The sequence below is a fragment of the Pseudomonas algeriensis genome (assembly GCF_048847255.1).
Classification (GTDB): domain Bacteria; phylum Pseudomonadota; class Gammaproteobacteria; order Pseudomonadales; family Pseudomonadaceae; genus Aquipseudomonas.
This window is the reverse complement of record NZ_JBKKRK010000002.1, coordinates 370,762-384,857: the sequence shown is the minus strand read 5'-3', so window position 1 is coordinate 384,857 and position 14,096 is coordinate 370,762. Positions and strand designations below refer to the sequence as shown.

Below are 14,096 nucleotides of genomic sequence, written 5' to 3'. Positions count from 1 at the left end.
ATGCGACACGGAGCGCTATCGATGTCCTCTCGCCTTACTTGCCGGTTACTCGCCCCTTCCCGCGCACTTTCATTGCTGACCGCCGCCATCCTGATGGCCGGTGCCGCGCCGGCCGCCCTTGCCGCCGCTGGCCAACCGCCCGCGCACAACATGGGCGACTACAGCTTCAACATCGCCCGGCAGCCCTTGGTCTCCGCGCTCAACGCGTTCACTGCCGTCACAGGCTGGCAGGTGGGCCTGCCGGCTGAACTGGCCGAAGGCATCGCCTCGCCGGGCGTCAACGGCTCGCTGTCGCCGGAGAAAGCCTTGGAGCGCCTATTGGTGGGGACCGACTTGCGCTACCGCAAACTGGGCAGCAATAACATCGTTCTGGAAAAACGCAGCGCGGGCAACGTGCTGGACTTGCAGCAGGTGACCATCAGCGCCACCCGTCAAGAACAGGACATCACCCGCGTACCGAGCACCGTTTCCGTTCATGATCGCCAGCAACTGGACCGTAACAACGTAAACACCATCAAGGACTTGGTGCGCTACGAGCCCGGCGTATCGGTGGGCGGCGCGGGCGAGCGCGGCGGCATCAGCGGCTACAACATCCGCGGCATCGACGGCAACCGCATCCTGACCCAGGTCGACGGCGTGGAAGTGCCCGGCGGTTTCTTCAACGGCCCCTACGCCAAGACCCAGCGCAACTATGTCGACCCGGAGATCATCAAGCGCGTGGAGATCCTGCGCGGACCGGCCTCGGTGCTGTACGGCAGCAACGCCATTGGTGGCGTCGTGAGTTATTTCACCCTCGATGCGGATGACATCATCAAGCCGGGCAAGGATGTTGGCGCGCGCCTGAAGACTGGCTACAGCTCCGTCGACGAGAGCTGGCTCAAGTCCGCCACCGTCGCCGGTCGCAGCGGGCCCTTCGACGGCCTGCTGCACTACAGCCAGCGCGACGGCCATGAAACCGAATCCTACGGCAGCAACAATGGCACCGGCCTGGACCGCACCGCGGCCAACCCGCAGGACGTGCGCGCCAACAACGTGCTGGCCAAGCTCGGCTGGAACTACAACGATGACGCACGCCTGAGCCTGGTCTACGAGAAGTACAAGGACGACCGTGACAACGATCTGAAAAGCGCTTACGGCGGTCCTTACGCCAACGGCCAACCGGCCATTCCCGCCTCCATCCTGCCGGGCGGCATGTACCAGTGGCGCACCGGCAACGACACCATCACCCGCGAACGTTTCGGCCTGGAGCACAGCTTCGCGCTCGACAGCCTGCTGGCCGATAACATCAAGTGGAGCCTGAACCACCAGGTCGCCAAGACCGACCAGAGCACCGCCGAATTCTACTTCCCGATCACCCGTAGGGTCCTTCGCACGCGAGAGACCCTGTATGAAGAAAAACAGTGGGTGCTTGATGCGCAAGTCGACAAGTCATTCAGCATTGCCGACACCGATCACACGCTGACCTACGGCACCACGCTCAAACAGCAGAAAGTCACCGGTTCGCGCAGCGGCAATGGCGTGTGCCTGGCGGTCGGCGTGGGCTGCGCCGCCGTCGGCGCCATCAGCACGCGGGACGTACTGGCAAAAGCCAGTGACTTCCCGGACCCGACCATCAACACCTACAGCCTGTTCGCCCAGGACCAGATCAGCTGGGAAAAATGGACCTTCACACCGGCGCTGCGTTACGACTACACCCAGCTCAAGCCACACCTGACCGAAGAATTCCTCAGCACCGTTGACCCTACCGCCGGCGGTAAAGTCAGTGATGAGAACAAGACCTGGCACCGCGTCTCGCCCAAGTTCGGGCTGACTTACGCCCTGACCGACCAATACACCTGGTTTGGCCAATACGCCGAGGGTTTCCGCACCCCGACCGCCAAGGCTTTGTACGGGCGCTTCGATAACCCGGACGCGGGCTACAGCGTGGAACCCAATCCCGACCTGGAGCCGGAAAAAAGCAAGAGCTACGAAACCGGCCTGCGCGGTCGTTTCGACTCCGGTTCGTTCGACGTGGCGGTGTTCTACAACAAGTACCGCGATTTCATCAACGAGGACGCCATTACCCCTGGCGCGGACCAGTTGACCTTCCAGAGCAACAACATCAAGCACGCTACCATCAAGGGCATCGAGGCCAAGGGGCGCCTGGATCTGGACGTGTTCGGCGCGCCACGGGGCCTCTATACCCAAGGTTCGGTGGCTTACCTCCAAGGCCGCAACGACGACACCGGCGAACCGCTCAACAGCATCAACCCGATGACCGGCGTATTCGGCCTGGGCTATGACCAGGAGCAGTTCGGCACTTTGCTCAGCTGGACCCTGGTGAAGAAGAAAAACCGCGTCGACGACAGCAACTTCAACTCCCCTGACGGCGTCAGCAGCCAGTTCAAGACGCCGGGCTTCGGCATCCTCGACCTGAGCGGGTACTACAAGGTCACCGACGACGTCACCGTCAGCGGCGGCCTCTACAACCTCACCGACAAGAAATACTGGCTGTGGGACGACGTGCGCGGCTACGACAGCGTCGGCGAAGCGGCAGTGCTGAGCCCGGCCAACCTCGACCGCCTGACCGCCCCTGGGCGCAACTTCGCGGTCAACCTGATCTGGGATATCTGATCCGATTCTTCACGTAAAACAGTTACCTGTGGCGAGGGAGCAGGCTCGCGCTGGGACGGTCCGACGCTTCGGTCGAAGCGCCCCCGGATCTAACGCTCGCTGCGCAACCGAGCGGGAGCAAGCTCCCTCGCCACGATGTATTCCACTCGAAGGAATTGCTATGAGCACACAACGCACCCTTTCCCGCTCCCAACGCCTGAACCAGATCACCCACGAGCCCCACGGCAAGCTCGACGCGCTGGTCAAGGCTCACGCCCCATTCGAAACCCAGGCCAGCTACGCCCGCTTCGTCGTCGCCCAGTACCAATTCCAGTCGGAACTGGTGGCGCTGTACAACGACGCGCAACTGACCGCGCTGATTGCCGACCTGCCCGCGCGCTGCCGCGCCGAAGCGGCCAAGGCCGACCTGGCGGACCTGCACACCGAAGTGCCGCCGCCAGTGGCCGGCGCAGTGAAAAACCCAACCCAGGCCGAAGCCCTCGGCTGGCTGTTCGTGTCCGAGGGTTCCAAGCTTGGCGCCGCGTTCCTGATCAAGCGCGCCGTGGGGCTGGGGCTGAGCGAAACCGTTGGTGCCCGACACTTGGCAGAACCGGCGGGCGGGCGTGCCGAAGGCTGGAAAACCTTCACCCGGATCCTCGACGCGCTGCCCCTCACCGAACAGCAGGAAGCCGAGGCGGACAAAGGAGCGCTGGCGGCCTTCAACCGCTTTACCGTGTTGCTGGAGCAAGCCTACGCGACCGAGTTGGCCTGAAGCCTTCACAGTTTCCCTTGCGCGAGCGAGCCTGCTCGCGATGACACTGGCTCAGTCGCCACAGAAGTCGCCTGACCCACCGCCATCGCGAGCCGGCCCGTTCCCACAGGGAATGTGCATGAAAGAAGAACACTGATGAAACGCCCTTCCAGATTCACTCGCCTGCTCTTCGCCCTCCTTGCCTACACCAGCCTGGCCATCGGCCTGGTGGCCATCGTCGTGCCGGGCTTGCCCACCACCGAATTCATCCTGCTTGCCGCCTGGGCCGCGACCCGCAGTTCGCCGCGCCTGAGCGCTTGGCTGGAGGGCCATCGGTTGTTCGGACCGATGCGGCGCAACTGGCGCAACGGCAAGGTTATCCCGCGCCGGGCCAAGATCGCTGCAACGGTCAGCATGCTGTGCTGTGCAGGGTTTATGCTGCTGATGCTCGATCACCGCTGGCCGGTATACCTGGCACTCGCAGGCATGGGCCTGGGCAATCTCTGGATCTGGTCCAGACCGGAGAATCGTGGCGAGGGAGCTGGCTCCCGCTGGGCCGGTCCGACGCCTCGGGCGTAGCGGCCCCCGACGTTTGTTTGATCTATGCTCGCTCTCTGATTCAGGAGGGTTTCCAAATGTCAGACCTACTCACACCCATGCAAACCGCCATCGGCTTGCCCACGACACCCATCCCCTTCACCAGCGAAGGCGCCCTGCCCTCCGCCTTCGCCGTCACCGAGCTGGCCTGCGCGAGCATCGCCACGGCCGGTCAAGCGGTCGCCGAACTGATCCGCCAGCAAACCGGTCGCCTGCCGTCGATGGAAGTCGACCGGCGCCTGGCCTCATTCTGGTTTTCCACCTCCCTGCGGCCCATCGGCTGGGGCGTGCCGCCCCTGTGGGATCCGGTGGCGGGCGACTACGCCACCGCCGACGGCTGGATCCGCCTGCACACCAACGCGCCGCATCATCGCCAGGCGGCGCAAAAGGTGCTCGGCGCCTGCACCGACCGCGCCGACATGGCCAGCAGAGTGGTCCGGTGGAACAAGGCCGAACTGGAACAGGCCGTGATCGATGCCGGCGGTTGCGCCGCGCAGATGCGTTCATGGCTGGCATGGCAGGCGCATCCCCAGGGCATCGCTGTCAATGCCGAGCCCCTCGTTCATTTGGATAGCGGAGCGCAAGGCGCGCCTGGCCCCTGGCTCGGCTCCGTCGCCCAGCCCTTGGCGGGCCTCAAGGTGCTGGACCTGACCCGCGTGCTGGCCGGCCCGGTTGCCAGTCGCTTTCTCGCCGGGCTGGGGGCCGACGTGCTGCGCATCGACCCGCCGACCTGGAACGAACCCGGCGTGGTGCCTGAAGTCACCCTCGGCAAACGTTGCGCCCGCCTCGACTTGCGCCAGCCCACCGATCGAGCAGCGTTCGAGGCGCTGCTCGAGGAGGCGGACATCCTGTTGCACGGCTACCGCGCCGACGCGCTCGAACGCCTGGGCTACGGCGCTACACAACGTCGGCAGTTGGCGCCCGGCCTGATCGACGTCTGCCTCAACGCCTACGGCTGGAGCGGCCCCTGGCAACACCGCCGCGGCTTCGACAGCCTGGTGCAGATGAGCTGCGGTATCGCCGAGGCCGGCATGGCCTGGAAACACACGGACAAACCGACGCCTCTGCCGGTCCAGGCGCTGGACCACGGCACCGGTTACCTGATGGCCGCCAGCGCAATCGTGTTGCTGAATCGACGCTTGGCCAACGGCCGTGGGGGCTCGGCACGCTTGTCACTGGCGCGCACGGCGAAGCTGTTGATCGAGGGCGGCGCCGGCAGTGAGGTTGCATTGCGCCCCGAAGACGAGGCTGACCAGGGGTTGCTGGTGGAACAGACGCCCTGGGGTCCGGCGCATCGCTTGCAGGTACCGCTGAAAATGCCCGGCACGCCGCTGCAATGGAATTTGCCGGCCGCTGACCTGGGCGCCCACCGCGCGCAATGGTGACGGTTCAATAGACCGCACCCGTCGCCCGGCATGTTTATCGATAACGGGAAAACTTATGGGGCAGGCGCGGTGTCTGCCGTTCTCCACGCCTTCGAAGGAGAGACGCTGATGGCCACGTTCCAACCCGGACACCTGCACATGGAGCGCCATGCGCTGAACAAGGATGATTTCAGCTACAACCTGTGCATCGATTACGAAATTGCCGAGGATCCCGACGAGGGAAAGGGCATGTCATTTCGCCTGCACGGCACGGTAGAAGACAAGAACGTAGACGAGACGTTTTTCCTGGCCAAGGACCAAGCCTTCGACTTCGCCCGCCACGCCACCCGCATTGCTCAACAATACGGCCTGCCCAAGAGCACGAACATCGGCTCGATGCACAAGTACTACGACGAAATGTTCGAAGACGTGCGCCACCAATTGGATGTCAAGCCGGGGGATCCGATGAAGCCTGAGCATTTGGAATAGAACGCTCGAAAAAACAACCCTAATCCCTGTGGGAGCGAGCTTGCTCCCATAGGGAATATCAGCGAGCTGAATATCTGCTTACATACACAAACCGCCTGGCTGGCAACCCGCCATGGCTGACCTATGCTGAAAACAGTACCCCCGGGTATTCGTTCAGAGGTCATCGCCATGAACATCAAAACAAGAAGACGCCTCGCCATCTTCGTCACCTGCACCGCCACGCTGGCGCTGTATGGCACCGCCGCTTATCGGGTCGAGCAGGCCAGGCAACTGCCCCGTGAATACGCCAGCTGCAACTTCGAACGCTGCATACCGCACAACGCAACCTTGAACGCGCTGCGCTGAGACGGTTTCAGTCGTCCTGCTGATCGGTCTTGAGCCGGTCTCGGAAGGCTTTGGGCGAGATACCGACGCGCCGACGGAACAGTCGGGTGAAGTTGGTCGGGTCGGAGAAGCCGAGCATCTCGGAGATCTCATAGATCGTCATGCCTGTATAGGTCAGCAGCCGCTTGGCTTCCAGCAACTGGCGCTCGTGCATGATCTGCAGTGCCGGCTGTCCCGCGAGTTCGCGACAGGTGCCATTGAGGTGCGACACCGAGATGCCCAGGCGATGGGCGAGGTCCTCGACCTTGACGTGCTGGCGATAGGTCTCTTCCACCAGTTGGATGAACCCGTTGAGGTATTCCCGGGCCCGCTGCGGGCGCTGGGTGGAGATACGCCGGTTCATCACCTGGCGGCTCACCCAGACCATGATCACGCTGACCAAGGCATGCATGAGCATTTCCCGGGCCGGTTGATGGCCCACGTACTCCGCCTGCATGGCACTGAACAAACTGTTGAGGTAATCAGCGTTCTCTCCGGCCGGATAGGCTTCCGCCTGGGCCAGGACATTGACCGAATGGCCTAGCTGGGCTTGCAGGTGGGTGACCAGCGGCGCCGCCAGGGTCACGACGTAACCCTGCACATCCTCCGAAAAACGGAAACCATGGACCGACAGCGGCGGCAGGATCTGCACGGCCGGCTCGTCGAGCCGTGTACGCTGGCCTTCGATTTCCAGTTCCGCTTGACCCTTGAACACAAAAAGCAGCTGGCACAGATCGGCATGTCGATGAGGTTTTATTTCCCATTGGTGCTCGCTGCTGCGGCTGGAAATGGTTTCGCAGTGCAGCAGGTCCGGCGTGGGCCAATCCTGGCTCTCGCCGTAGAGCTTGAACACGGGAATCGAAGGCAGCTCAGTTTTCTTCATAACGAGGATCGGCCTTGGGTTACGGGCGGTAATCGCACCGATTGGCAGAATGTGCAGGTTTCAGCTCAGTTTTCCCCTTCAATTGACAGGTCCGCAAGCGAAAAATGCACGCCAGGATTACTAAAAATAAATGCCGACCCTGGTCGCGTGCCTCTTGCGAGCCATAACAACAATGAAAACCCTCAAGACCCAAGTCGCCATTATCGGCGCCGGCCCCTCTGGGCTGCTGCTCGGCCAGTTATTGCACAACGCAGGGATCGACACCGTGATCCTCGAGCGCCAGACTCCCGATTACGTCCTCGGCCGGATCCGCGCCGGTGTGCTCGAGCAGGGCATGGTCCAGCTGCTGCGCCAGGCCGGAGTTGGCCAACGCATGGACGCCGAGGGCTTGCCCCATGATGGCTTCGAGCTGGTCCTCAACGGTCGGCGTGTCCACATCGACCTCAAAGGGCTGACCGGTGGCCAGAACGTCATGATTTACGGTCAGACCGAAGTCACTCGCGACTTGATGGCCGCCCGGCAGGCATCCGGCGCCCAGACGCTGTATCAGGTCGACAACGCCCAGCCCCACGACCTGAAGACCGAGCACCCCTTCGTGACCTTTGAACACGCCGGCGAAACCTGGCGCCTGGACTGCGATTACGTGGCCGGCTGCGATGGTTTCCATGGCGCGGCAAGGCAATCGATCCCGGCGGCAAAGCTCAAGGTCTTCGAACGCGTCTACCCGTTCGGCTGGCTCGGCATCCTCGCCGACACCCCGCCCGTCCACGAAGAACTCGTCTACGCTCGCCACGAGCGCGGCTTTGCCCTGTGCAGCATGCGCTCGCGGACCCGCACCCGTTATTACCTGCAAGTGCCCGCCGAGGAACAAGTGGCCGACTGGCCGGACGAGCGTTTCTGGGATGAACTGAAAATACGCCTGCCCACCGACCTGGCCGAAACCCTGGTGACCGGTCCCTCCATAGAAAAAAGCATCGCACCGCTGCGCAGCTTCGTCGTGGAACCGATGCAGTACGGGCGGATGTTTTTGCTGGGCGACGCCGCCCACATCGTCCCGCCGACGGGGGCCAAGGGGCTGAACCTGGCTGCCAGCGATGTCAGCACGCTATTCAATATTTTGCTTAAGGTCTATCGCGACGGTCGCGCGGATCTGCTGGAACGCTATTCCGACATCTGCCTGCGACGGGTCTGGAAAGCCGAGCGCTTCTCCTGGTGGATGACGTCGATGCTGCACCGCTTCGATGACGACGCGTTCAACCAGCGCATCAGCGAGGCGGAGCTGGAGTATTTCGTCGACTCCGAGGCGGGGCGCAAAACCATCGCGGAAAATTACGTCGGCCTTCCTTACGAGGCTATCGAATAGGCGGCTACCGAATTAAACTGCGGGCTTCGTCCCCTCGCCGCCAGGCGCGATGCCCGCAGGTCCTGCCTTGACTCAGCTCGATACGCCTCAAGCTATGCAACCCGCTATCCGCAGCGTGCTGGTGGCGCTGATGCTGGCGATTTTCCTCGGTGCGCTGGACCAGACCATCGTCGCGGTCTCGATGCCGGCCATTTCCGCGCAATTCAAGGATGTCAGCCTGCTGGCCTGGGTGATCTCCGGCTACATGGTCGCCATGACCGTAGCGGTGCCGATCTACGGCAAGCTGGGCGACTTGTATGGCCGGCGCCCGCTGATGCTGTTCGGCATGGGCCTGTTCACCCTCGCTTCGCTGTTTTGCGGGTTGGCACAGAACATGGAGCAACTGGTGCTGGCGCGGATTTTCCAGGGCATCGGCGCCGGCGGCATGATTTCTGTGAGCCAGGCGATCATCGGCGACATCATCCCGCCCCGCGAGCGTGGGCGCTACCAGGGTTATTTCAGCAGCATGTACGCGGTGGCCAGCGTGGCCGGACCGGTGCTGGGCGGCTACATGACCGAGTACCTGTCGTGGCGCTGGGTCTTCTGGATCAACCTGCCATTGGGCCTGGGCGCCTGGCTGGTGGCCCGGCGCGCCCTGGTGGGGCTGCCGGTGCCACAACGCACACCAATCATCGATTACCTGGGCACCGTGTTGCTGATCATCGGTCTGACCTCGCTGCTGCTGGGCATTACCCAGATCGGCCAAGGCCATGCCTGGCACAGCCGCGAAGTGCTCGGGCTGCTGGGTGGCGCAGTACTCGTGCTGGGTCTCTTCGCCTGGCATGAACGCCGCGCACGGGAGCCGTTGCTGCCTATGCACCTGTTCGTCAACCGCAGCGCGGTGCTGTGCTGGTGCACGGTTTTTTTCACCAGCTTCCAGGCGATTTCCCTGACAGTGCTGGTGCCGTTGCGCTTCCAGAGCGTGACCGGCGCCGGCGCCGACAGCGCCGCGCTGCACTTGCTGCCGCTGGCGATGGGTTTGCCGATGGGCGCCTATTTTGCCGGGCGGCGCACCTCGATCACCGGGCGCTACAAACCGATGATCCTCAGTGGCGCCCTGCTCTTCCCGTTCGCCATTCTTGGCATGGCTTTCACGCCGCCCGCTGTGTTCTGGCTGAGCAGCCTGTTCATGTTGCTCAGCGGCATCGCTTCGGGCATGCAATTTCCCACTTCGCTGGTGGGCTCGCAGAATTCGGTGCAGCAACGGGACATCGGTGTCGCTACCAGCACCACTAACCTGTTTCGCTCATTGGGCGGCGCGGTGGGTGTGGCGCTGATGTCGGCGTTGCTGCTGGCCTTGCTGCAGGATTCCGGTTTTGCCCAGCTCGCCGGTTCGTCGATGATCGGCGAGGGGCATTCCGGCAACGTCCTGCTCGATGGTTTGAATGCCGCTCCCGGCGAGGCACGGGATGCCTTGCGTGAGGAGTTGCAAGCGACGTTCCGGCACTTGCTGATGATCAGCGCGGCGGTGTCATTGCTGGGGCTGGCGGCTGCGGTGGCCATGCCCGATCGCCTGTTGCGCGGGCGAGAGGAAAAGGCTCGTTAGTGCAGATGGCGCTGAACCCTGTGGCGAGGGGATTTATCCCCGCTGGGCTGCGCAGCAGCCCTAAAACCGACGCCGCACTGTGTCAGGTTAGCTGAGTGTTTTTCGAGGGCTGCTCTGCAGCCCAGCGGGGATAAATCCCCTCGCCACAAAAGCTGTTTCGCCAGCAGTTTGATCTCAAGCTGTCGCCGCCACGCCCGCCGGCTCCACCACGACGCTCATCCCGTCCTTCATCCGCTTGGCATCGCGCACGAAGCAGCGAGACGCCAGGAACAGGAACACCATGGTCAGCAACAGCGCCACCGGGATCAGGTACATCGCGTCATGCAGGCCGATGGCCTTGAAGGCTTCGGTCATTTGCGGGGCACCTGCGACGGCCATCGCCGCGTGGGCGAAGTAGTCGGACAAGCCGCCCACCACCACCGGCCCGAGGCCGCCGCCGAGCAGATACAGCCCGGCAAAATACAAGGCCATCGCCGTAGCACGCAGTCGCGGTTCCACCACGTCCTGGATCGCGGTATAGACGCAGGTGTAGAAGTTATAGGCAAACAACCAACCAACGCTGAACACGGCCACGAAAACACCGATCTCGATGCGCCCGGCATGGAGGGCCCACGCCGTGGTCACGGTCGAAATGGCCAGGCTGAACGCTGCAAACAACAGACGGCCGTTGGGCACGCGCTGGTGGATCTTGTCTGCGACCCAGCCGCCAAGGGTCAGCCCGAACAATCCGGTCACGCCCACCATGATGCCGGTCGCCACGGCCGCCTCGTGCAGCGGCATCCCGAAATACCGTTGCAGCATTGGCACCAGGAATGAGTTGCAGGCGTAGGTGGCGAAGTTGAAGCACAGCCCCGCCAGCACCAACCAGAGAAAGGTCGGAATCGCCAGCACCCGGCGAACCGGTTTATCAACCTTCTCTTGGGACACCTGCACGGTTTCCGCCGCGCCGCGCTTGGGTTCCTTGATGAAGAACATGAACACCGCCAGCACCAGCCCCGGCACCGCCGCGATGAAGAAAGGCGCACGCCAGCTGTCGAAGGCCTTGACCATCGCGCCGATGGTGAAGAACGCCAACAACAGGCCCAGCGGCAGCCCCAGCATGAAGATGCCCATTGCCCGAGCCCGGCGGTGAGCCGGGAACAGATCGCCAATCAACGAATTGGCGGCCGGCGCATAGCTGGCCTCACCGATGCCCACGCCCATGCGCACCACCAGGAACGCCCAGAAACTGCCCACCAGGCCATTCACCGCGGTCAATCCGCTCCAGGCGGCCAGGCCCCAGCCCATCAACTTGCTGCGCGAACCGGTATCGGCCATGCGCCCCAGCGGCAAGCCCGCAATGGCGTAGACGATTGTGAACGCGGTGCCGATGATGCCGATCTGGAAGTCGCTGAGGCTCCACTCCATGCGGATCGGCTCGATGATGATCGCCGGGATGGTGCGATCGAAGAAGTTGAACAGGTTGGCCAGGAACAACAGGAACAGAATGCGCCAGGCATTCGCCGCTTGGGTCGAGTTCTGCATGGGTCCGTCTCTTTTTATTGTTGGGCGAGGCATCCGAGCCCGGAGTCTGCAATCTAGACAGCGGGACGCGAGCTGTCTCCAATCATTCGCATGGCTGATACCAAACCATGGCGCAGGGCGTGTTTCATTGCTTTGGTCAATTTGCTGCAACAACTGCCATCATTTTGCCTGCTCTTGATTAAAGAACCTCGCGCGATGGCCGATCCAACATGATCAGGAATAGATTCTCCCGAGCGCTGCTCAGGCTGCAGCCCTGAACGCTTGGGCCGACATTCGCGTTGCCATCAAAGGACGCGAGTTCCCATTCGCGATGGTTCGATGACATATCGTCGATCCGACCAGTCCAGGCATACGGCGCACAATGACTTCCAAAAAAACAGCCACTGCGGTTTCCGATCTGACCTTGAGCCCAGCCGCCAACGGCCCTGAAACCTCGACGCTGTCGAGCAGCTCGCGATCCCTGGCTACCCAGCAATACCTGTATTTCACCGAGACCAACACCGACCGCATCCTCGACAACCTCGACGGCCTGCGCGATGCCGTGTTCCCCCGTCCGCCGCACCTGGTGGACGACGAGAGCGAACGTGGCCAGCAGGAGTTCCCATCGGTTTGCCTGATCGGCCTAGGTCGCTGCGGTTCCAACATCGCCCTGGACGTCGCGGAGTTGGTCTACAACGCCCGCAAGTTCTACCTCAACGAATTCAATGCCGAGGATAAAAACTACGGCGACAAAAGTTATCGCCCGGCGCAGTGGATGCGCAACCTGCGCCTGGGCAACAGCAAGGCAAGCAAACCGGTGTTCCTGGTGGAACCGCTGGTCATGCTGGGAGACTTGGACAAGGACATCGCCGGGCGCATCCGTTTTTCGCGCAAAGGCGAGAAAAGCGGCTTCTTGCGCGACTACAGCAAGATGAAAATCATGGACCTGTCGGAAGTCCATGCCGGTGGCGCCGGCAACGCGCCGATCCTCGGCCAGTATCTGGCGAAGATCATCCTGAACAAGGACACCCAGCGTTTCTCCAGCCCCGACTGGAAGATGATTCACTCGTACCTGATCGACAGCTGCGGCATCAAGGCCAACCAGTCGCGCCTGTATTTTTCGATCTTCAGCGCCGGCGGCGGTACCGGTTCGGGCATGGCCTCGGAGTTTGGCCTGGCCCAGCAGTACTCCTACATGAACAAGACGTTCGACACCAAGCCGATGGACGAACACGACAGCAAGAGCGGTCACTCCTTCGTCTTCGAGCCGATTTTCACCAGCGGCATTTGCGTGCTGCCTAATATCTCCGACCACCGCAGCGAAATGTCCGAGGCTCTGCACATCAACGCCGGTCGGCTGTTGTGCAAATACCTCTCGGAAGAATGGGATTTCTCGTACAACTTCGCCAACGAAGACAGCAGCGAAGCCAGCGTCATGGGCCGCATCCGTCCGTGGAACGCGATGATGTTGATCTCCAACGACATCATGCGCTACGCCGAAGAGAGTGATGACGGCAACATCCAGAACATTGATGTCAATGCCATGGAAAAGCACGCCAACCAGTACATTTCCCAGCAGATATTCAACATCCTGACGGCCCAAGCCGTGACCACCGACTACGACCAGAACTACTTCCGTCGCGCCGGCATCGACATTGGTGAAACCATTCGCCTGGACGCCAACGACCTGTTCATGAGCCTGGCCGGCCCGGTGGCGATTGCCTACGCCGAGTCCGTGGTCCCGGAAACCCCGGCGCCGAGCGGCGACAAGTTCAAGGTGTTCGAGAAAGAGCCACCGCGCTTGAACATCGATGACCTGTTCTTCCGTTCCATCGACCTGCCGCACTTCAACAAAGTCACCCAGGCCATCGAAGGCATCAGCCTGTTGCCCATCGAGTCCAAGCGCTACCGCGCCTCGCTGGAGCAGTACAAGAACTCCGGCTACGACGCCGCTGCGCTGCATGACCTGCACTTCTTCAAAAACTGCTCGTCGGTGGTATCGATCGTCTCGTTGCCCAAGGATTACAAGCTGTCCTACATGGACTTGAACCGGCTCAAGACCCACCTCAACAGCCTGTTCCCCAACACCACGCTCAAGCGCTACGCGTTGGTGATCGGCGCCTCGGCGAACCTGTCGCTGACCACGCTGATCGCCAAGAGCCCGTGCCTGTCGGACGACTTCCTGACCCTGATCGTGGCGTTTATCAAACGCTGCTTCGCCCGTACGCCGTACCGCTTCGATGAGACCTTGGACAACTCGATCCTGGACTTCATCATCAACGAAGAATTCGACGAGGCACGCATCGACGACCTGCTCAATGAATTCGAGAACCCGGCGAAAATCCTCGACACCAACTGGTACGCGATCAAGCCGATGTATGAAAAGAAATACCGCGAGCTGATCAGCGACAAGGAAAAATTCGTCTCGATCAACGACATCCGCCTGTCCCGCGACTGCGTGAAGAAGTCCATCAAGTACCTGCGCGAGATCTACCGTCATCGGATCGGCAAGACTAAGGTTATTTCGCTTAATAACCATACTGGCCGTACTTATTAAGTCTGGCTTGAGACCGAGTCGCCCAAATCGCGAGCAAGCTCGCTCCCAC

Annotated in this window: 11 protein-coding genes; 9 read left to right on the top strand and 2 right to left on the bottom strand. The window is 62.1% G+C overall.

Annotated features, from left to right (window positions below):
* Positions 1-21 precede the first annotated feature (21 nt).
* The 6 genes from ACLK1G_RS04660 to ACLK1G_RS04635 all read left to right on the top strand — a co-directional run bounded on the left by ACLK1G_RS04660 (position 22) and on the right by ACLK1G_RS04635 (position 6,138).
* Positions 22-2,613, top strand: a complete 2,592-nt coding sequence (locus ACLK1G_RS04660) for a TonB-dependent receptor (protein WP_420764345.1) — start codon at positions 22-24, stop codon at positions 2,611-2,613.
* 160 nt (positions 2,614-2,773) lie between these two features.
* Positions 2,774-3,364, top strand: coding sequence for a biliverdin-producing heme oxygenase (locus ACLK1G_RS04655; RefSeq protein ID WP_420764344.1), 591 nt, complete (start codon positions 2,774-2,776; stop codon positions 3,362-3,364).
* 135 nt (positions 3,365-3,499) lie between these two features.
* Positions 3,500-3,922 carry a YbaN family protein gene (locus ACLK1G_RS04650; protein WP_420764343.1) on the top strand — a complete coding sequence of 141 codons (423 nt, stop codon included), beginning with the start codon at positions 3,500-3,502 and terminating at the stop codon, positions 3,920-3,922.
* A 56-nt stretch (positions 3,923-3,978) separates the two neighbouring features.
* Positions 3,979-5,325 carry a CoA transferase gene (locus tag ACLK1G_RS04645; RefSeq protein ID WP_420764342.1) on the top strand — a complete coding sequence of 449 codons (1,347 nt, stop codon included), beginning with the start codon at positions 3,979-3,981 and terminating at the stop codon, positions 5,323-5,325.
* Between the two features lie 108 nt (positions 5,326-5,433).
* Entirely contained in the window at positions 5,434-5,793 is a 360-nt protein-coding gene (locus ACLK1G_RS04640; RefSeq protein ID WP_420764341.1) for a DUF5064 family protein, read from the top strand.
* Between the two features lie 168 nt (positions 5,794-5,961).
* The gene (locus ACLK1G_RS04635; protein ID WP_420764340.1) at positions 5,962-6,138 is read left to right on the top strand and encodes a hypothetical protein; all 177 of its coding nucleotides are present in this window, start codon (positions 5,962-5,964) and stop codon (positions 6,136-6,138) included.
* A gap of 7 nt (positions 6,139-6,145) precedes the next feature.
* On the opposite strand, the gene ACLK1G_RS04630 is transcribed toward ACLK1G_RS04635, so the two are convergent.
* Complete coding sequence (locus ACLK1G_RS04630) at positions 6,146-7,039, bottom strand: helix-turn-helix domain-containing protein (RefSeq protein ID WP_420764339.1); 894 nt, start codon at positions 7,037-7,039, stop codon at positions 6,146-6,148.
* A 172-nt stretch (positions 7,040-7,211) separates the two neighbouring features.
* Here ACLK1G_RS04630 and pobA point away from each other — a divergent pair, with 172 nt between their 5' ends.
* Together pobA and ACLK1G_RS04620 are read left to right on the top strand one after the other, a co-directional pair.
* Positions 7,212-8,402, top strand: a complete 1,191-nt coding sequence (gene pobA / locus ACLK1G_RS04625) for a 4-hydroxybenzoate 3-monooxygenase (protein WP_420764338.1) — start codon at positions 7,212-7,214, stop codon at positions 8,400-8,402.
* A gap of 94 nt (positions 8,403-8,496) precedes the next feature.
* Positions 8,497-9,987, top strand: coding sequence for an MDR family MFS transporter (locus ACLK1G_RS04620; protein WP_420764337.1), 1,491 nt, complete (start codon positions 8,497-8,499; stop codon positions 9,985-9,987).
* 174 nt (positions 9,988-10,161) lie between these two features.
* On the opposite strand, the gene ACLK1G_RS04615 is transcribed toward ACLK1G_RS04620, so the two are convergent.
* Positions 10,162-11,511 (bottom strand): spinster family MFS transporter, encoded by a 1,350-nt coding sequence (locus ACLK1G_RS04615; RefSeq protein WP_420764336.1) that lies wholly within the window; start codon positions 11,509-11,511, stop codon positions 10,162-10,164.
* Between the two features lie 361 nt (positions 11,512-11,872).
* Here ACLK1G_RS04615 and ACLK1G_RS04610 point away from each other — a divergent pair, with 361 nt between their 5' ends.
* Positions 11,873-14,047 carry a hypothetical protein gene (locus ACLK1G_RS04610; protein ID WP_420764335.1) on the top strand — a complete coding sequence of 725 codons (2,175 nt, stop codon included), beginning with the start codon at positions 11,873-11,875 and terminating at the stop codon, positions 14,045-14,047.
* Positions 14,048-14,096: the final 49 nt, after the last annotated feature.

Bases quoted from the DNA above. Each gene is read 5' to 3' on its own strand.
- ACLK1G_RS04610 (WP_420764335.1), top strand. From the start codon at position 11,873: ATGACTTCCAAAAAAACAGCCACTGCGGTTTCCGATCTGACCTTGAGC.
- ACLK1G_RS04650 (WP_420764343.1), top strand. From the start codon at position 3,500: ATGAAACGCCCTTCCAGATTCACTCGCCTGCTCTTCGCCCTCCTTGCC.
- ACLK1G_RS04620 (WP_420764337.1), top strand. From the start codon at position 8,497: ATGCAACCCGCTATCCGCAGCGTGCTGGTGGCGCTGATGCTGGCGATT.
- ACLK1G_RS04630 (WP_420764339.1), bottom strand. From the start codon at position 7,039: ATGAAGAAAACTGAGCTGCCTTCGATTCCCGTGTTCAAGCTCTACGGC.
- ACLK1G_RS04645 (WP_420764342.1), top strand. From the start codon at position 3,979: ATGTCAGACCTACTCACACCCATGCAAACCGCCATCGGCTTGCCCACG.
- pobA (WP_420764338.1), top strand. From the start codon at position 7,212: ATGAAAACCCTCAAGACCCAAGTCGCCATTATCGGCGCCGGCCCCTCT.
- ACLK1G_RS04615 (WP_420764336.1), bottom strand. From the start codon at position 11,511: ATGCAGAACTCGACCCAAGCGGCGAATGCCTGGCGCATTCTGTTCCTG.
- ACLK1G_RS04635 (WP_420764340.1), top strand. From the start codon at position 5,962: ATGAACATCAAAACAAGAAGACGCCTCGCCATCTTCGTCACCTGCACC.
- ACLK1G_RS04660 (WP_420764345.1), top strand. From the start codon at position 22: ATGTCCTCTCGCCTTACTTGCCGGTTACTCGCCCCTTCCCGCGCACTT.
- ACLK1G_RS04655 (WP_420764344.1), top strand. From the start codon at position 2,774: ATGAGCACACAACGCACCCTTTCCCGCTCCCAACGCCTGAACCAGATC.
- ACLK1G_RS04640 (WP_420764341.1), top strand. From the start codon at position 5,434: ATGGCCACGTTCCAACCCGGACACCTGCACATGGAGCGCCATGCGCTG.